At 66.0% G+C, this 17,842-nt stretch carries 13 protein-coding genes; 7 read left to right on the forward strand and 6 right to left on the reverse strand.

Going from position 1 to position 17,842, the window contains the following annotated elements; genetic code table 11:
• Window positions 1-113: 113 nt before the first annotated feature.
• The 4 genes from ACWYRN_RS19950 to ACWYRN_RS19965 form a co-directional block, all read right to left on the reverse strand.
• Window positions 114-1,778, reverse strand: coding sequence for an OmpA family protein (locus ACWYRN_RS19950; RefSeq protein WP_488689397.1), 1,665 nt, complete (start codon window positions 1,776-1,778; stop codon window positions 114-116).
• Between the two features lie 114 nt (window positions 1,779-1,892).
• Window positions 1,893-2,471, reverse strand: a complete 579-nt coding sequence (locus ACWYRN_RS19955) for an alpha/beta hydrolase (protein ID WP_488689398.1) — start codon at window positions 2,469-2,471, stop codon at window positions 1,893-1,895.
• 172 nt (window positions 2,472-2,643) lie between these two features.
• Window positions 2,644-3,801: a pyridoxal phosphate-dependent aminotransferase gene (locus tag ACWYRN_RS19960; protein ID WP_488689399.1), complete on the reverse strand. Its 1,158-nt coding sequence runs from the start codon at window positions 3,799-3,801 to the stop codon at window positions 2,644-2,646.
• 39 nt (window positions 3,802-3,840) lie between these two features.
• Complete coding sequence (locus ACWYRN_RS19965; RefSeq protein WP_488689400.1) at window positions 3,841-4,296, reverse strand: putative toxin-antitoxin system toxin component, PIN family; 456 nt, start codon at window positions 4,294-4,296, stop codon at window positions 3,841-3,843.
• Between the two features lie 44 nt (window positions 4,297-4,340).
• On the opposite strand from ACWYRN_RS19965, the gene yaaA reads away from it, so the two are divergent.
• Window positions 4,341-5,111 carry a peroxide stress protein YaaA gene (gene yaaA / locus ACWYRN_RS19970; protein WP_488689401.1) on the forward strand — a complete coding sequence of 257 codons (771 nt, stop codon included), beginning with the start codon at window positions 4,341-4,343 and terminating at the stop codon, window positions 5,109-5,111.
• 127 nt (window positions 5,112-5,238) lie between these two features.
• On the opposite strand, the gene ACWYRN_RS19975 is transcribed toward yaaA, so the two are convergent.
• Window positions 5,239-6,081, reverse strand: a complete 843-nt coding sequence (locus ACWYRN_RS19975; protein ID WP_488689402.1) for an outer membrane protein assembly factor BamD — start codon at window positions 6,079-6,081, stop codon at window positions 5,239-5,241.
• A 64-nt stretch (window positions 6,082-6,145) separates the two neighbouring features.
• Here ACWYRN_RS19975 and ACWYRN_RS19980 point away from each other — a divergent pair, with 64 nt between their 5' ends.
• Both ACWYRN_RS19980 and pgeF read left to right on the forward strand, forming a co-directional pair.
• Complete coding sequence (locus ACWYRN_RS19980; protein WP_488689403.1) at window positions 6,146-7,180, forward strand: RluA family pseudouridine synthase; 1,035 nt, start codon at window positions 6,146-6,148, stop codon at window positions 7,178-7,180.
• Window positions 7,180-7,956 (forward strand): peptidoglycan editing factor PgeF, encoded by a 777-nt coding sequence (pgeF, locus tag ACWYRN_RS19985; protein WP_488689404.1) that lies wholly within the window; start codon window positions 7,180-7,182, stop codon window positions 7,954-7,956. Before ACWYRN_RS19980 ends, pgeF begins: the two co-directional genes overlap by 1 nt.
• A gap of 26 nt (window positions 7,957-7,982) precedes the next feature.
• Here the strand turns inward: pgeF and ACWYRN_RS19990 are convergent, their stop codons facing one another.
• Entirely contained in the window at window positions 7,983-8,336 is a 354-nt protein-coding gene (locus ACWYRN_RS19990; RefSeq protein ID WP_488689405.1) for a hypothetical protein, read from the reverse strand.
• 44 nt (window positions 8,337-8,380) lie between these two features.
• Here ACWYRN_RS19990 and phaC point away from each other — a divergent pair, with 44 nt between their 5' ends.
• The 4 genes from phaC to rimO all read left to right on the forward strand — a co-directional run bounded on the left by phaC (window position 8,381) and on the right by rimO (window position 17,736).
• Entirely contained in the window at window positions 8,381-10,147 is a 1,767-nt protein-coding gene (gene phaC, locus ACWYRN_RS19995; protein WP_488689406.1) for a class I poly(R)-hydroxyalkanoic acid synthase, read from the forward strand.
• A gap of 211 nt (window positions 10,148-10,358) precedes the next feature.
• On the forward strand, window positions 10,359-10,919 hold the full coding sequence (phaR, locus tag ACWYRN_RS20000; RefSeq protein WP_229435373.1) for a polyhydroxyalkanoate synthesis repressor PhaR: 561 nt from the start codon (window positions 10,359-10,361) through the stop codon (window positions 10,917-10,919).
• Between the two features lie 48 nt (window positions 10,920-10,967).
• Window positions 10,968-16,217, forward strand: a complete 5,250-nt coding sequence (locus tag ACWYRN_RS20005) for a RecQ family ATP-dependent DNA helicase (RefSeq protein ID WP_488689407.1) — start codon at window positions 10,968-10,970, stop codon at window positions 16,215-16,217.
• Between the two features lie 109 nt (window positions 16,218-16,326).
• Window positions 16,327-17,736: a 30S ribosomal protein S12 methylthiotransferase RimO gene (gene rimO, locus ACWYRN_RS20010; RefSeq protein WP_488689408.1), complete on the forward strand. Its 1,410-nt coding sequence runs from the start codon at window positions 16,327-16,329 to the stop codon at window positions 17,734-17,736.
• Window positions 17,737-17,842: the final 106 nt, after the last annotated feature.

The raw sequence follows: 17,842 nt of genomic DNA on the forward strand, positions 1-17,842 counted from the left end.
AAGGGAGACACCATGCTGGACGCATTCATGGCAACGATCGGCACGCTGGGCATCATCGCCAGCATCCTGGCCAAGCTGGGCAAGCTCGGTAAGCCGGCCAGGCCGGATGGGGGCTAGAGCTTGATCAGCTCGACGCGGCGGTTCTTCGCGCGGCCGGCGTCGTCCCTGTTGTCCGCCAGCGGCTGCCCGGCCCCGTGGCCGGCCGTGCGCAGGCGCCTGGCGTCGATGCCGTCCTGCACCAGGGCCTGCAGCACCGTGTCGGCGCGCGCTTTCGAGAGCGCCAGGTTGTGCGCGCCATCGCCGCTGTTGTCGGTGTGGCCCTCGATGGCCAGCTTCAGTGCCGGATCGGCTTTCAGCAGCCTGGTGATCTCGTCGACGGCTGGCTTGCCGTCGGCGCGCAGGCTGGCCTTGTCGGTATCGAAGTTGATGTACAGGGCGACCCGGCCCCTGGCGTCGAGTTCCTTGCGCATGGCGTCGGCCGTGACCAGGGCCACGCTTTGTTGCATCGCCTTTTCGCGCACCGCCAGCAGGCGGGTTTCGCTGTCGTTGAACATCAGCACCAGCCAGACGTTCGCCTCGGGCGTGCGTACCAGGTAGCTGTCGTAGGACATGGTCCGGTCCGGATAGCGCATCTTGTCCTTGCGGAGCGTGTATTCCGTGATCTCCTTGCCGCTCTTGTCCTTGCGGGTGTTGGCAGCGAGCAGGGCCTGGTCCTCCGGACCGACGGCGTTCACCTTCACGCCGCCCAGGGCCTTGACCGCCGCTTCGTAGTTGCGGCGCACCGCCCACGCCGACAGGTTGGCGTTCTTGATCGGGAAGGTGCGCGTCTCGACCTCGCCTTCGACGCTGCGCAACTGATTGCCGACGATGATGCTCACGGCATCGAAGTTGGCATGCCGCGTGAACTGCGAGCCCTCGTGCAGGCCCGGCGGATAGGCCAGGTAAGGGAAAGGCGGCAGCGCCGCCGTGGACACAGGTAGGCTGGCAATGTCCACCGGTTGCGCCGCCGTTGCCGGGCTGCCGCTTGCTGCGACCGGCGTGTCCCGGCTGCCTTCGAGGCCGACGGTCTGGGCGAAAGGTTTTTCCTCGACGGTCAGCAGGCCGGTCTCGCTGTCGTTGGTCGTGACCACGATCCAGTGGCGCGCATTGCCTTTGCGGGCGAGGTAGACATCGTAGGACATGCCCAGGTCCGGGATCATCAGCATCGATTTCCGCAGGAAGTAGTCGTCGCCGCCGGCGGCGGCCACGATGGCGGGATTGTCGGGCTGTACGGTGTTCACCTTGATCGCGCCGATTGCCGCCAGCGCGTTCTCGTAATTGCGGCGTACCTCGAGTTCCGACATCTCGGCGTCGCGGTGGGCGAACTGGCGCGTCATGACGCGTCCTTCCAGCGCATGCAGATGGTCGCCGAGGATCACGTAGACGCGGTCCATCGGGGTCTCGCGCGTCCAGCGCCCGCCCGAATGCACCTTGGGCGGATAGTCGACGTAGGGGAAGGGCGGAACCGCTCCGGCCGCTTCGGCCACGGTGGAGAAGTCGAAGGGAATCGCCGGTATCGCGCCGGGCGCGCCTTTTGCTGCCGCGGTGTCGGCGTTGGCGGCAGCCGCGGTTGCCGCCGAACGGGCGGTGGGTTCGACGCCAGGCGCCTTGGCGCCGTCGGCCGGGGCAGGCATGCCGGGCGGGATCGGCGGGGCGGGATCGGCGTTTTTCTTGCATGCCGCAAGGGGCAGGCTCATGGCGAGAGCAAGGGACAGCAGGCGCAGTGGTGTCGTGTTCATGGAAGGAATTTTAAGCGCTCCCAGCCGTTAGCACACCAGTATGCTTGCATTTTATTCATCATGCATGGAGTGGCCGGGGCGACAGGGTGTCGCCCGGCGTGCGCGCCGGGCCGGTCAGTCCAGCCTGGTGTCGCGAGCGCAAGCGTAGGTCGGAAGTGGCGCAGGAGCCAGGAAGACGCCGATGGCCGACAGGATCATGGCCTTCAGCTGCGCACTCCCGCCATCGTGCATATCGTTGTGGCGCGCGCCTTCGATGCGGACCACGCAGATGCCGTAGCGCTTGCGCTCTTCCTCGTCCGGCAGGACGCCGGGGTCGGCTACCGTGTCGCTGGCCCGGATGGTCAGGACGGGGATATCGGCTGAGCGCGGCAAAGCGACGCGCCGGCTGTCGAGGCTGATCAGGCCGGATACGCGGCCCGGGTAATCGGCAGCGAACCGGGCTGCGCTGTCACCGCCCAGCGAATGCCCGACCAGAAGGAGGCGCCGCCAGTCGAACGCCCGGTACAGCGGCGCGTTCGCGTCGGCCGCGGCGGCAATCGATTGCGAGGCCGTCCGCGCCATAGCCTGCACCTGCTCCGACATCCGGCCGCTCCGGTCCAGTTGCACGCCCCCCGCACTGTCGCGCAGGACAAGGACCAGGTAGCGGGCCTCGTTCAAGTACCTGACGACAAAGCCGTAGTCGGAACCTGCCATCCCATATCCCGGACCCAGGACCGCCACCGGGCATGGCCTGGCCATGCTGCAGGCGTGCTCCCGTGCAGGAGGATAGATGTCCACCGGAACGGTAGCCATGGCAAGCGGCATGGCAAGCAGCAGGGGGATCAAGGCAGCGCGGCGCATATCACCCTGTTGTCGTGATCGGGCTTCACAGCCGCGCCAGGCGCGCCAGCGCCAATTGCAGGGTATCGTCCTGCTTGGCAAAGCAGAAGCGCACGATGCCCGATTTCCGGGCCTGGCTGTAGAAGGCCGAGACCGGGATCGCCGCGACCTTGCACTCGCTCGTGAGCCACTGCGCGAATTCGGCTTCCGGCATGCTTGAAACGGCACTGTAGTCGACGCACTGGAAATAGGTGCCGTCGGCCGGCAGTAGGCGCAAGCGGGTGTCGGCCAGGCCGGCGCGGAACAGATCGCGCTTGCGCTGGTAAAAAACCGGCAGTTCCAGGTAGGGCGCCGGATCGGCCATGTAGCGCGCCAGCCCATGCTGCATCGGCGTGTTCACCGTGAACACGTTGTACTGGTGCAGCTTGCGAAATTGCGCGCTGAGCGGCGCCGGCGCGGCGACATAGCCCACCTTCCAGCCGGTCACGTGATACGTCTTGCCGAAGCTCGACACCACGAAGGCGCGCTCGGCCAGCACCGGATGGCTGGCCACCGAGGCGTGGCGTTCGCCGTCGTAGACCATGTGCTCGTAGACCTCGTCCGACAGGATCAGGATATCGGTGCCGGCCACGATCTGCGCCAGGCGTTCGAGGTCGGCGCCGCGCAGGATCGAACCGGTCGGGTTGTGCGGCGAATTGATCACGATCAGGCGGGTGCGCGGCGTGACGGCGGCGGCCAGCATGTCCCAGGGCAGGCTGTAGCCATCCGGGCCGATTTCCATGCAGACCGGCACCGCCACGCCGCCGGCCAGGGCGATCGCCGGCGCATAGCTGTCGTAGGCCGGTTCGATGACGATGGCTTCGTCGCCGGGATGCACGCAGCACAGGATGGCGGTGGTGAGCGCCTGGGTGGCGCCGGCGGTGACCGTGATCTCGGTGTTGGCGTCGTAGGCGCGGCCGTACAGGCGCCCGATCTTGGCGGCGATCGCCTCGCGCAGGGCGGGCACGCCCGGCATCGGCGGGTATTGGTTATGGCCGGCGCGCATCGCCTCGTTGACGTAGTCGAGCAGCAGCGAGTCGCAGCCGAAGTCGGGGAAGCCCTGGCCCAGGTTCACGGCGCCATGCTCGAGGGCGAGGGCCGACATGGTGGAGAAGATGGTGGCGCCGACGGCGGGCAGGCGCGACTGCAGTACGGGAGTGCTCATGGTCTTCCGGGACGGTTGCGGGTTAGGCTACGAATTCGCCTATTCTAGCTGGCTTGCGGCCTGCGCCTTGACCCAGGCTTCAGGCAGCATGATGCGGAACATGCCGGCCTGCTGGGTCTTGCGGCCGAGCTTCAGCAAGGCCTTGTCTTTCGTGACCAGGATGGCGGCCTGCGCGTCGCGCGCCAGTTCCAGGAATTTCTGGTCGTCGCGGTCGCTGCAGACCGGCAGGCGGACCGGCTTGCTGTCCGGCGCCACCACGGCAATCAGGGCGTCGAAGCGGGCGGCGGCCTGTTCGCGGCTGGCTTCGTCGAGCGGCAGGTGGGGATAGTGCAGCACGACCCGGTATTCGTCGCGGCAGTCGGCGCGCGTGACGGCCCGGACCTCGCCACGTTCGAGCGCCTGCAGCAGGCTGTCCCAGCGTTTGTCGTGAAAGACGAACAGATCCAGGCAGACATTGGTATCGAGGACGATGGTTGGTGCGGAAGCGGGTATCATATAGGAAATATTAATTGCTTTTGCGTTTGCGCTGTTAGGTTTCTATGCTGCTTGTCATTTCGCCCGCCAAATCCCTCGACCTCGATACCCCGACTCCCACCCGGGAGCACACGCTCCCCGATTTCATCGACCGCGCCAGCCAGTTGATCGGCGTGCTGCGCGATCTGTCGCCCGGCCAGGTGGGCGACCTGATGCACATTTCCGACGCCCTGGCGGCGCTGAACGTGGCGCGCTACGCCAGCTGGACGGCGGACCACGCCGACGGCCACCAGGCCGTGATGGCCTTCGACGGCGACGTCTACGGCGGACTCGATGCGCGCAGCCTGCCGCCCGAGGCGATCGACTTCGCCCAGCGCCACCTGCGCATCCTGTCGGGCCTGTACGGCCTGCTGCGTCCGCTCGACCTGATCCATCCCTACCGGCTGGAAATGGGTACGAAGCTGGCGAATCCGGGCGGCAAGGATTTGTACACCTTCTGGGGCGAGACCATCACGCGCGCCCTGAATGCCGAGCTGGAGAAGACAGGATCGGCGGCGCTGGTCAACCTGGCCTCGGAAGAGTACTTCAAGTCGGTCAAGCCCAAGCTGCTCACCGCCCCGGTCGTCACGCCGGTGTTCGAGGACTGGAAGAACGGGAAGTACAAGATCATTTCCTTCTACGCCAAGCGGGCGCGCGGGATGATGGCGCGCTATGCGATCGAGAACGGGGTCACTGATCCGGAGGCATTGAAGGAGTTCGATGTGGATGGGTATGCGTTCGTGCCGGAGGAATCGAAGGAGCGGACCTGGGTATTCCGGCGCAAGATCGACGCTTGATTGTGGCCCGCGGCGGCAATCGATTGTCGGCCCGCGGCTTCAACCGTAGGGTGGGCACGGAGTGCCCACCCTACGGACTGTGGCCGTATCCCGCGCCAACGATGTTCACATCACCGCAATGCGGTGATTATTTTGCCACCACATCCTTCGGCGCCGGCTTCGGACCCGACTTCGACCAGAACTTCCACCACGGCGCATCGCCGCTGGCGTTCGGGTTGATGAAGTGGCTGTCCGGGTAGTTGCGCAGTAATACGCGCTGGGTGTCGTCGCGCAGGTCGAACATGCCGAGCTTGTCGTAGGAGCGCACCATGATGAACAGCGCTTCCTCGCGCGACGGCGATTCGCTGTAGTCGCTCACCGCGTTCTGCGCGCGGTTCAGGGCCGCCATGTAGGCGCCGCGGCGGAAGTAGTAGTTCGCCACGTGCACTTCGTACTGGGCCATCGCGTTGATCAGGTAGTTCATGCGCGCAACCGCGTCCGGCACGTACTTGCTGTTCGGGTAGCGGTCGACCAGGGCCTTGAACGCGGCGAACGCTTCGCGCGTGGCACGCGGGTCGCGCTCCGACGGGTCCTGCGAGTAGATGATGCTCAGGAAGCCGATCTGGTCATTAAAATTGATCAGGCCGCGCAGGTAGTACATGTAGTCGACTTGCGGGTGGTTCGGGTGCAGCTTGATGAAACGCTCGACCGCGGCCAGCGCCTCGGCCTGGTCCTTCGCCTTGTAGTGGGCGTAGGCAATTTCCATCTGTGCCTGGGTGGCATAGGTGCCGAACGGATAGTTCGATTCCAGGCGCTGGAACAGGGCAATCGCGGCTTCGTACTGGCCGGCGCTCATCTCTTCGCGTGCCTCAGCGTATAATTTCTCCGCTGACCACTTCTGGGTCTCGTCGGTTTTCGACGGCAACATGCCGCAACCGGACAGGGCCAGCAAGGCACTCGTAGCAACCACCACCAACAATTTTTTTTGCATAGCTTTTTGCAGAAAAGTTTTACCTAGATTCAACGAACGGCTGATTATAGCCGATGGGACTGACGTGATATTAACTCCTGCGCCGAATTCGGCGGAATTGCCCCTGGACCCCGAGTTCGACGACGACATCGTTGCCGAGTTCCCTCCTGCGACCGGCATCGACCTCTCTCCAATCACCCTGCACCTCGGCGCTGACGCCTGCGGCCAGCGCCTCGACAAGGTCGTGGCAAGCCTGGTGCCGCAGTTCTCGCGCAGCCGCCTGCAGCTGTGGTTCGAGGGCGGCCACGTGCTGGTCGACGGCAAGCCGGCACGCGGCAAGAACACCGCCTATGGCGACGAAACCGTGGTCGTCGAGCCGCAGCCGGCGCCCGAGGACACCGCCTTTGCGCCCGAAGAAATCGCCCTGAACATCGTTTATGAAGACGAGCACATCATGGTGATCAACAAGCCGGCCGGCCTGGTCGTGCACCCGGGCGCCGGCAACTGGTCGGGCACGCTCTTGAATGGCCTGCTGCACCATGCGCCGCAATTGGCCTCGGTGCCGCGCGCCGGCATCGTGCACCGCCTCGACAAGGATACCAGCGGCCTGATGGTCGTCGGCAAGACCCTGGCCGCCCAGACCGACCTGGTGCGCCAGCTGCAGGCGCGCACCGTGAAGCGCGAATACTTTGCGCTGGTGTGGGGCACGCCGAACCTGTCGGGCACCATCGACGCGCCGATGGGCCGTCACCCGAAGGACCGCGTCAAGATGGCGGTCTCGACCGGCATGGGCGCGAAACCGGCGATCACCCACTACGAGCGCGTGGCCGAAGGCATGCTCGACCGCCGTCCGGTCAGCCTGGTGCGCTGCTCGCTGGAAACCGGCCGCACCCACCAGATCCGCGTGCACATGCTGTCGATCGGCTTCGGCCTGGTCGGCGACTCGGTGTATGGCAAGACCCACCTGAGTCCGGTGTTCCACCGCCAGGCCCTGCAGGCGCGCCGCCTCGGCCTGGTGCACCCGGCCACCGGCGAGCACTGCGAATGGATCGTGCCGCTGGCCGCCGACTTTGCCGAACTGATCGCCCAGGCCGGCATCGAAGAACCGGAAGCCGTGTAATGGACGCGGCCAGCCTGATCGTCCCGGAATGGCCGGATGCGCCGGCGAACATCGGCGCACTGGCCACCACGCGCGCCGGCGGCGTGTCGCAGGGCCCGTACGACGATGGCCTCGGCGGCGGCGGGCTGAACCTCGGCCTGCACGTGAACGACGACCCGCAGGCCGTGGCCGGGAACCGCGCGCGCCTGCAGGCCCTGCTGCCGGGGCGGCCGGCCTGGATTTCGCAGGTGCACGGCAACGGTGTGGTCGATGCGGCGACGGTCGGCCCGGACCAGCCGGTGCGCGTCGGCGACGCCAGCATCACCCATCAGCCGGGCGTGGTGTGCGCCATCCTCACCGCCGACTGCCTGCCGGTGCTGTTTGCCGACCGCGGCGGCAAGGTGGTGGGTGCAGCGCATGCCGGCTGGCGCGGCCTGGCCGGCGGGGTGCTGGGAGAAACCCTGAAGGCGATGCGCGCGGCCGGGGCAGGGGAGATCACCGCCTGGATGGGCCCGGCGATCGGCCCGCTGGCCTTCGAGGTGGGGCAGGACGTGTTCGACAGTTTTGCCGCGGCCTTGCCGGGCGTGGACATCGGCTTTGCCTTCCGTCGCCAGCCTGAACTCGGCGGCAAGTACCTGGCCGATATCTTCGCGCTGGCGCGGCTGATGCTGGAACGCGATGGGGTAAGCAGCATTGCCGGTGGCATCCATTGCACCGCCACCGAGCGCGACCGTTTTTATTCGTACCGCCGCGATGGCGTGACGGGGCGCCAGGCGAGTTTGATCTGGCTCAAGTGAGGCTGGCCGGCGTCATCAATACTCTGTCAGTCGCCGCCTCCACCGCCACCATCGCCGCCGCCGCAGTCACCGCCGCTGCCGCTGTCCGTACTGCCGCAGTCGCTGCTGTCGCTGCTGTCGGGCGAGGGCAGGAAGAAGCCTGGGCTCGTCAACGGCATGCTAGCGTCGGCGCCGTCAGGCCTGGATTCTGGCCTTGCTGTCGGGTAAGCCGATGCGCCGGCGCGACGCTGACGGCGCTTTCCCGCCCCGGCGATATAAAAAAGTATAGACAAGGGCAACACGCAATAGCCGAAAAAAGTCATAATTCCGGCGATCACCGAGGTTTCGGTTGCCGCCATCAGGATGACGACATAGGCCCAGCCGACTGCAACGATCCACATGCTTTTCTCCAGTTGACCACCGATTCTAAACAACGGACGCCGACATGAACATGCCCGACCCCCACGCTTTTGCCGCTTCCTGGATGAACCAGCTGACCGATCCGTCGGCCTGGCAAGGATGGCTCAAGATGCCGGCCGTGAATGGCGCCCCTGCCAATCCGCTGAACGGCGCCGCGCTCGGCGCCAACCCGCTGGCCGGTATCCTGAAGGACTTTCAGGTTAGCATTGCGCCGGCCCGCCTGGAAACCTTGCGTCAGGACTATTTGCAGAAAGCCGGCAAACTCTGGCAAGACATGATGCTCGGCAAAACCCCCGAGCTGCACGACCGCCGCTTCTCCGCTTCCGAATGGACGGCGAACCCCTTCTCGGCCTTCTCGGCCGCCTCCTACCTGCTGAACGCCGAATTCATGCTGGCGCTGGCCGATGCCGTCGAGGCGCCCCCGCGCGAACACCAGAAGATCCGCTTCGCGGTACAGCAAATGGTCGACGCCATGTCTCCGGCGAACTTCCTCGCAACCAATCCGGAAGCGCAGAAGAAGATGCTCGACACCAAGGGCGAAAGCCTGAACCAGGGCTTGCAGAACATGCTGGCCGACATGCAGAAGGGCCGCATCTCGCAGTCCGACGAGTCGGCCTTCGAGGTCGGCGTGAATGTCGCCACCACGCCGGGCCAGGTGGTCTACGAGAACGAACTGTTCCAGCTGATCCAGTACAGCCCGGCCACGCCGACGGTGCGCGAAGTGCCGCTGTTGATGATCCCGCCCTGTATCAACAAGTTCTACATCCTCGACCTGCAGCCGGAAAATTCGGTCGTGCGCTACGTCGTGGAGCAGGGCAATACCGTGTTCATGGTGTCCTGGCGTAATCCGGACAAATCGATGGGGTCGCTGGGCTGGGACGACTACGTCGAGCGTGGTGCCATCGAGGCCATCGGCGTGGTGCGCGAGATCACCGGCCAGCCGAAGACCCACGTGTTCGGCTTCTGCGTCGGCGGCACCATCGCCGCCAGCGCGCTGGCGGTGCTGGCGGCGCGCGGCCAGCAGCCGGCCGCCAGCCTCAGCCTGCTCACCACCTTGCTCGATTTCGACGACACCGGCGTGCTCGAAGTCTTCGTCGACGAAACCCAGGTGGCGCTGCGCGAGCAGAACCTGGCCAAGGGCGGCATCATGCCGGGCCGCGACCTGGCGACCACCTTCTCGGCCCTGCGCCCGAACGACCTGGTCTGGAACTACGTGCAGCAGAACTACCTGAAGGGCAAGACCCCGCCGGCTTTCGACTTGCTGTACTGGAACGCCGACAGCACCAACCTGCCGGGGCCGATGTTCTGCTGGTACCTGCGCAACACTTACCTGGAAAACAAGCTCAAGCGACCGGGGGAGCTGACCGTCTGCGGCGAGCAGGTCGACCTGGGCCGCATCGACGCCCCGGTCTTCATCTACGGCTCGAAGGAAGACCACATCGTGCCCTGGACCGCCGCGTTTGCGTCGATGAATTTGCTGAACCCGAAAAAGGCCAAGGCGAACCGCTTCGTGCTGGGGGCGTCGGGCCACATCGCCGGCGTGATCAACCCGGCCTCGAAGGGCAAGCGCAGTTACTGGGTGAACGAAAAGAACGGCAAGACCCGTCCGCGCACGCCGCAGGACTGGTTTGCCGGGGCGGTAGAGCACAAGGGCAGCTGGTGGCCGGAATGGGCCCGCTTCCTGCAGGAGAATGGTGGGGCGGAAGTGCCGGCGCCAGCCCAGGCCGGCAACGAGCAATACCTGCCGTCCGAGCCGGCGCCGGGGCGTTACGTCAAGGTTCGCGCCGACTAAGCGTGTACGGATGAGTACGCAGATGAGCGTGTGGGTATTGCTTAGAAATAAATTGGGTGGTAAAACCATTAATTGCTGCACCTGCACCAGCAATGTCGCATTGCTGGTCCTGTAGAGCAATACGGAGACAGCAGGAACCGGTGCATACCGGCTGTATGGTCATCATTCAAAAGCGCGGCCGACGAAGCCTGCGCAACACATGGAACTTGAGATGAGTAGTGCAAAAAACAGTACTGAACGCCTGATCAAGAAATACCCGAACCGTCGTTTGTACGACACCCAGACCAGCTCCTACATCACCCTCACGGATGTGAAGCAGCTGGTGCTGGATGCCGACGAGTTCACCGTGGTCGACGCCAAGTCGAACGAGGACCTCACGCGCAGCATCCTGCTGCAAATCATCCTCGAAGAGGAAGCGAACGGCGTGCCGATGTTCTCGAGCTCGGTGCTGGCCCAGATCATCCGTTACTACGGCCACGCGATGCAGGGCATGATGGGCTCTTACCTGGAAAAGAATGTCCAGGCGTTCACCGACATCCAGAACAAGTTCACCAGCAACGCCGCCGGCGCGCTGGAAGGCAAGCCCTTCAGCCCGGAGATGTGGACCCAGTTCATGAATGTCCAGGGCCCGATGATGCAGGGCATGATGAACAACTACATCGACCAGAGCAAGAATCTGTTCGTGCAGATGCAGGAGCAGATGCAGAACCAGAGCAAGGCCCTGTTCAGCGCCTTCCCGTTCCCGCCGGTGCCGCCGACGGACAAGAAATAAGTCTCGTTTCCCGCCAGGCCCGGGCAGGCGCGCTTCTCCTGGCGCCTGATGCATCCTTCCGGGGCCGGCCGCTTCATGAAGACCATGCTGTCGATTGACACGAATACGGTGCAGCACGCTTCACCGGGTACGCCGCCGGATATGCAGGCACGGCCCGCGGAAGCGGCGGCGTTTGCGCCGCGCTGCATTTCCATCGACCTCGAAGTCGGTGTCACGGACAACACGATCCATGCCTTTGCCGGCGTGCTCGGCGACACCGGCAATGCCTGTGTGTTCCGTCGCGGCGACCTGGCCCAGGCTCTGGCAATGCTCGACGAATTCGCCGGCGCGGCGGCATTCGTCCTTGGCCACAACTTCATCGCCTTCGACCGGGCGCACCTGGCGGCAGCCAGTCCCGACCTGAAGCTGTTGCAGCTGCCGGTGGTGGACACGCTCTGCCTGAATCCGCTGGCCTTTCCGCGCAACCCCTACCACCGCCTGGTCAAGCATTACCAGGACGGGCAACTCCAGCGCGGCCAGCTGAACGACCCGGAACTCGACGCCCGGCTGACCTTGCATGTCTTGCGCGACCAGCTGGCGGCGCTGCAGGACACGGCGCGCAGCGACCCCGATCTCCTGGCTGCCTGGCACTGGCTGACCACGACCGATACCACGGTATCCGGCCTGAACGCCTTTTTCACGACGATCCGGCGCCTGCCGCGTCCCTCCGACGACACAGGGCGCGCCGCGATTGCACGTTATCTCGATGGCCTGGGCTGCGCCACGCAGGCAGGTCGCTGCGTCGAGGAGGCGCACGAGCTAGGCTGGCCGCTTGCCTATGCGCTCGCCTGGCTGTCTGTGTCGAGCAGCAACTCGGTGATGCCGCCCTGGGTGCGGCACCAGTACCCGCAAGCCGGCGACATCGTGCGCAGGCTGCGCGACACGCCGTGTGGCGATCCCGCCTGTGGCTGGTGCGCCGAGCGCCACGATGCCCGCAAGGAATTGCAGCGCTGGTTCGGATTCGACGCTTTCAGGCCGGAGCCGGCGGGCGACGACGGCAAACCCCTGCAGCAAACCATTGTTGAGGCCGCTATGGCGGGGCGGCATGTGCTGGGCATTTTGCCAACCGGCACCGGCAAGTCGCTGTGCTACCAGATTCCCGCCCTGTCGCGCTATGACAAGACCGGCGCATTGACGGTCGTGATCTCGCCGCTGGTGGCGCTGATGGCCGACCAGGTCGCCGGTCTCGAAGCGCGCGGGATCGCCAGCAGCGCGGCCATCAATGGACTGCTGTCCTTGCCGGAACGCGCCGATATCCTGGACCGCGTGCGCCTGGGCGACGTCGCGATCCTGATCGTGGCGCCCGAACAGTTGCGCAGCAAGGCGGTTCGCAAGGTCTTGTCGCAGCGCGAGATCGGGATGTGGGTGCTGGACGAAGCGCACTGCATCTCGAAGTGGGGCCACGATTTCCGTCCCGACTACCGCTATGTCGGCCGCTTCATCCGCGAATCGGCGCAGGGCGCCGCGCCGCCGACCATCCTGTGCCTGACCGCGACCGCGAAACCCGAGGTGGTGCAGGACATGGTCGGCCATTTCCGCGACAAGGTCGGCGTCGACTTGCAGGTCCTGAACGGCGGCGCGCGCCGCGATAACCTCGCATTCGATTTCTTGCCGACGACGCCGGCGGCGAAGTTCGCCAGCGTGCACGGCTTGCTGGAGCAGGAACTGCCGGCCGGCGCGCCCGGCGGCGCCATCGTCTATTGCGCCTCGCGCAAGCACACCGAGGAGATCGCGCGCTATCTGCAAGAGAAGGGCGTGGCCGCCGCCTATTTCCACGCCGGACTTGCCGCCGAGACCAAGAAAACCACGCAGCAGCGTTTCATCGGCGGCGAGCTGCAGGTGATCGCCGCCACCAACGCCTTTGGCATGGGCATCGACAAGCCCGACGTGCGCCTGGTCATCCATGCCGACATGCCCGGGTCGCTCGAGAACTACCTGCAGGAAGCCGGCCGCGCCGGACGCGACCGTGCCCATGCGCGCTGTGTCCTGCTGTATTCGCCGCTCGATGTCGAGCGCCAGTTCGGCATGTCGGCCAGGTCGCGGCTCACGCAGCGCGAGATCGGCTCGGTCCTGCGCGCCTTGCGTGCGCTCGAGCGCAAGAAAAAGGGCGACGGGGAGGTCATCGCCACGCCGGGCGAGATCCTGGCCGAGGACAGCGAAGGCGTGTTCGAACGCGACAAGACCACCGACGACACCCGCGTGCGCACTGCGGTGTCGTGGCTAGAAGAAGCGGGCCTGCTATTGCGCGAGGAAAACCACGTCCAGGTGTTTCCCTCGTCGCTCAAGGTGCAGTCGATCGAGGAGGCGCGCCGCAAGCTCGAGGGCTTGTCCCTGTTCGACAGCTACCGTAATGCACTGCTGGCGCTGGTGCAGGCAATGCTCGGCGCCGACGCCGACGAGGGCATCTCGACCGACGAGCTGATGGGCCTGTCCGGCCTGAATGCGCAGAAGCTGCGCGCCGCCCTGTACGACCTCGAGCGTCTTGGCATCGCCAGCAACGACACCTTGCTGACGGCCTATGTGCACGCGGGCGTGGCCAACGCGTCGCTCAAGCGCCTCGACGATGCCGTGGCGCTCGAAACCGCGCTGATCGAGGCCTTGCGCAGCGCCGCGCCGGACCTGGAGCGCGGCGCCGCTTCGGTGCTGCACTTGCGCCAGGCAACCCAGGCCCTCAAGGATGCGGGAAACGCCGGCGCCTTACCCGAGAAAATCGTGCGCCTGCTCAATGGCCTGGCCGCCGACGGCCGTACCGAGGATGGCGGCATCGGCAGCCTGCGCCTGCGCCGGCTGGACGCCGAGCACATGCAGGTGACGCTGCAGCGCGAATGGGGCAAGCTGGTACGCACCGCCGAACTGCGGCGGCAAGCGGCCAGCCTGGTGCTGCGCCACTTGCTGTCGACCTTGCCGGCGGGCGCGCGCGGCACCGACCTGCTGGCCGAAACCAGCCTTGGCCGGCTGCATGCCGCCTTGAAGGAAGATGTCGTCCTGCTGGCGGAGATCAAGGATTCCGGAAAACTGCTCGACCGGGCCTTGTTGTGGCTGCACGAGCAGGAAGTGATCCGCTTGAACAAGGGGCTGGCCGTGTTCCGGCCGGCAATGACGATCCGCCTCGCGGCCGAGCGCCGCAATTTCGTGAAGGCCGATTTTGCGCCCCTGAAGATGCATTACGACGAGCAGGTCGTGCAGATCCACGTGATGGCCGAGTTCGTGCGGCGCGGCCTGCAGGCCGTTGCGCAGGCCCTGCAGCTGATCGTCGATTATTTCAGGCTGGACCGGGATGCCTTTTTGCGCCTCTGGCTGCCGGCGACGCAAAAGGAACTCGAGCGGCAGACCACGCCGGCGTCCTGGACCGCCATCGTAGAGAGCCTGAACAATCCGCACCAGCAAAAGATCGTTGCCGACGACCGCGAGCAGACCAATGTGCTGGCGCTGGCCGGCCCCGGCTCAGGCAAGACGCGGGTGCTGGTGCACCGCATCGCTTACCTGGTGCGGGTCCGGCGCGAAAACCCGCATGGCATCCTGGCACTGGCCTACAACCGGCATGCCGCGATCGAGATCCGGCGCCGGCTGAGCGAGCTGATCGGCGACGACGCGCGCGGCGTGATGGTCATGACCTGTCATGCATTCGCCATGCGCCTGACCGGCACGAGTTTTCGCAAGCACGCCGCGCAGAACGAGGATGCCTTCGACGAGGTGATGCGTGCCGCGGTGGCCCTGCTGCAGGGCGATGGCGCTGCGCCCGACGAAGCCGATGCCCAGCGCGACCGCCTGCTCGCCGGCTTTCGCTGGGTGCTGGTCGACGAATACCAGGACATCGGCCCGGGGCAGTACGCGCTCATTTCCGCCATCGCCGGCCGTACCCGTTCCGACGAGGATGGACGCCTGAGCCTGTTCGCGGTGGGCGACGACGACCAGAACATCTACGCCTTCGGCGGCGCCAGCGTCGATTTCATCCGGCGTTTCGAGGCCGACTACGATGCCAGGCCAGCCTTCCTGGTCGAGAACTACCGTTCCACCCACCATATCGTCGATGCCGCTAACCGCATCATCGAGCCGGCCGCCGGCCGCATGAAGACCGGGCACCCGATCGGCGTCGACCGCGCCCGCCTGCGCGCCGCGCCGGGCGGCAGCTGGCAGGAAATCGATCCGCTGGCGCAGGGGCGGGTGCAGGTACTGCGCACCGGCAGCGGGGCAGGGCGCCAGGCGCTGGGGATCATGGGCGAACTGCGGCGCCTGGCCAGTCTCTCGTCCACCTGGAGCTGGAACCGCGTGGCGGTGATCGCGCGCGACTGGAAAACGCTGGAACCCGTGCGCAGCTACTGCGAAATGAACGGCATTCCGGTGCAGATGGCCGACCAGGAGATGCTGCACTGCTGGCACCTGCGCGAAACGCGCCAGCTCGTCGCCAGCCTGCGCGCGCGGCCGGACGGCCTGCTGCGCGCCGCGGACATCCAGGACGCCATCCTGGCGCAGGGTAGCGGGCCATGGTGGGAGGTGCTGCGCGACGCCGCCGGACAGTACGCACTCGATACCGGCGGGGCCGAGCTGCCGGGCGAGCACTTCGTCGAATGGCTGGCCGAGTGGGGCCGGGAATTGCGCCGCCGCCAGGGCGGCCTGCTGCTGCTCACGGCGCACCGCGCCAAGGGGCTGGAGTTCGACCATGTTGCCGTGCTTGATGGCGGCTGGGGCCGTTCCAGCCCGAACGAGGACCCGGACGCGTCGCGCCGCCTGTTCTATGTTGCCATGACACGGGCACGCCACACCCTCATGCTGGCCGACACGGACAGCGGCCACCCTTACCTCACGCGCCTGGCCGATGCTCCCTGCGCGCTGCTGCGCACGCTGCCCACGCAAGCCTCGCCCTTGCCGCGGGAGCGGCGCTACCTGCGGCCGACGCTGTCCGACATCGATCTCGGCCATGCCGGGCGTTACGGGAAGGCCGATCCGGTCCATGCGGCCATTGCGGCGCTCGGGGCCGGTTCCCCGTTGCTGCTGGCGCAAGGTTTGCGCGGATGGGAGCTGCACAACGCGACCGGCCAGGTCGTGGGCCGCCTGGCCAGGTCGTTCCAGCCGCCTCCCGGCATGCATTGCATACAGGCCTACGTGCACGCCGTCGTCACGCGCCGGCGCAAGGACACGGACCCGGACTACCTCGACCGGGTCCGTTGCGACGACTGGGAAGTGATCGTGCCGGAGCTGGTGTTCGAACCGGCGGCACGCCACGAAACGCCGATGCGCGACCGCGCACAGGCCGGTTGAAGGACTCGCCCTGTTGCGCCGGCGGTAACAGGGCCTACCCGAGGGCTGCCAAGCTTGCCCCGCTTCGGGTACAATCTCCGATTGCCCCGAATATTTGCCGTCCTTCTCCATGACCGAACTCCGTCGTAATCCTCTCCCCACCAGTATCGATGCCGTCACCGGCGCCGCCGTTGCCCCGAAGGTCGGCTTCGTTTCGCTCGGCTGCCCGAAGGCGCTGGTCGACTCCGAGCAGATCCTGACCCAGCTGCGTGCCGAGGGCTACCAGACCGCCAAGTCCTACGACGGCGCCGACCTGGTGATCGTCAACACCTGCGGCTTCATCGACGCCGCGGTGCAGGAGTCGCTCGACGCCATCGGCGAAGCCCTGGCCGAGAACGGTAAAGTGATCGTCACCGGCTGCCTGGGCGCGAAGAAGGATGCGGCGGGCCAGGACATCATCACCAAGGTGCACCCGAAGGTGCTGGCCGTGACCGGTCCGCATGCCGTGGCCGAGGTCATGAGCTCGGTCCACACCCACCTGCCGAAGCCGCACGATCCCTTCATCGACCTGGTGCCGGACCACGGCGTCAAGCTGACCCCGAAGCACTACGCCTACCTGAAGATTTCCGAAGGCTGCAACCACCGCTGCAGCTTCTGCATCATCCCGTCGATGCGCGGCGACCTGGTCTCGCGCCCGATCCATGAAGTCCTCACCGAAGCGGAAAACCTGTTCAAGGCCGGCGTGAAGGAACTGCTGGTCATTTCGCAGGACACCTCGGCCTATGGCGTGGATGTGAAGTTCCGCACCGGCTTCTGGAACGGCCGCCCGGTGAAAACCCACATGACGCAGCTGGTCGAGGCCCTGGGCCAGCTGGCGCGCCAGTACGACGCCTGGGTGCGCCTGCACTACGTCTACCCGTATCCGCACGTCGACCAGGCGATCCCGCTGATGGGCGACGGCCACGTGCTGCCTTACCTCGACATCCCGATGCAGCACGCACATCCGGACGTCCTGAAGCGCATGAAGCGTCCGGCCAGCGGCGAAAAGAACCTGGACCGCATCCTGGCCTGGCGCAAGATGAATCCGGACCTGACGATCCGCTCGACTTTCATCGCCGGCTTCCCGGGCGAAACCGAAGCCGAGTTCGAATACCTGCTGGACTTCCTGCGTGAAGCGCAGATCGACCGCCTGGGCTGCTTCGCCTACTCGCCGGTGGAAGGCGCGACCGCCAACCTGCTGGATAACCCGGTGCCGGAGGAAGTGCGCGAAGAACGCCGCGCCCGCGTCATGCTGCTGCAGGAAGAAATCTCCGCCAAGCGCCTGCAGGCGAAAGTCGGCAAGACCATGCGTGTGATCATCGACGAAGTCAACCCGCGCGAAGCCATCGGCAGGTCGAGCGCCGACGCCCCGGAAATCGACGGCGTCGTCCACATCAAGCGTTCGCTGGTGCCGGGCAAGGCCAAGCTCGCCGTCGGCCAGTTCGCCGACGTGGTCATCACCAAGGCCGACGCCCACGACCTGTGGGCCAGCGTCGCGTAAGATAGGGTGTTGACGTTGTAGGGTGGGCCGGGCCGCGCAGGCACTCGTGCCCACGCGGTATAGCACCGTAGAAATGCCGGCCGCTTGCAGAACCAGCAGCGCCGGC

It is taken from the genome of Massilia sp. BAP21 (genome assembly GCF_057801335.1).

Excerpts from the sequence above, each read along its gene's own strand:
- ACWYRN_RS19950 (WP_488689397.1), bottom strand. The coding sequence starts at position 1,778 with ATGAACACGACACCACTGCGCCTGCTGTCCCTTGCTCTCGCCATGAGC.
- ACWYRN_RS19955 (WP_488689398.1), bottom strand. The coding sequence starts at position 2,471 with ATGGCAGGTTCCGACTACGGCTTTGTCGTCAGGTACTTGAACGAGGCC.
- ACWYRN_RS19960 (WP_488689399.1), bottom strand. The coding sequence starts at position 3,801 with ATGAGCACTCCCGTACTGCAGTCGCGCCTGCCCGCCGTCGGCGCCACC.
- ACWYRN_RS19965 (WP_488689400.1), bottom strand. The coding sequence starts at position 4,296 with ATGATACCCGCTTCCGCACCAACCATCGTCCTCGATACCAATGTCTGC.
- yaaA (WP_488689401.1), top strand. The coding sequence starts at position 4,341 with ATGCTGCTTGTCATTTCGCCCGCCAAATCCCTCGACCTCGATACCCCG.
- ACWYRN_RS19975 (WP_488689402.1), bottom strand. The coding sequence starts at position 6,081 with ATGCAAAAAAAATTGTTGGTGGTGGTTGCTACGAGTGCCTTGCTGGCC.
- pgeF (WP_488689404.1), top strand. The coding sequence starts at position 7,180 with ATGGACGCGGCCAGCCTGATCGTCCCGGAATGGCCGGATGCGCCGGCG.
- ACWYRN_RS19990 (WP_488689405.1), bottom strand. The coding sequence starts at position 8,336 with ATGTGGATCGTTGCAGTCGGCTGGGCCTATGTCGTCATCCTGATGGCG.
- phaC (WP_488689406.1), top strand. The coding sequence starts at position 8,381 with ATGAACATGCCCGACCCCCACGCTTTTGCCGCTTCCTGGATGAACCAG.
- phaR (WP_229435373.1), top strand. The coding sequence starts at position 10,359 with ATGAGTAGTGCAAAAAACAGTACTGAACGCCTGATCAAGAAATACCCG.
- ACWYRN_RS20005 (WP_488689407.1), top strand. The coding sequence starts at position 10,968 with ATGCATCCTTCCGGGGCCGGCCGCTTCATGAAGACCATGCTGTCGATT.
- rimO (WP_488689408.1), top strand. The coding sequence starts at position 16,327 with ATGACCGAACTCCGTCGTAATCCTCTCCCCACCAGTATCGATGCCGTC.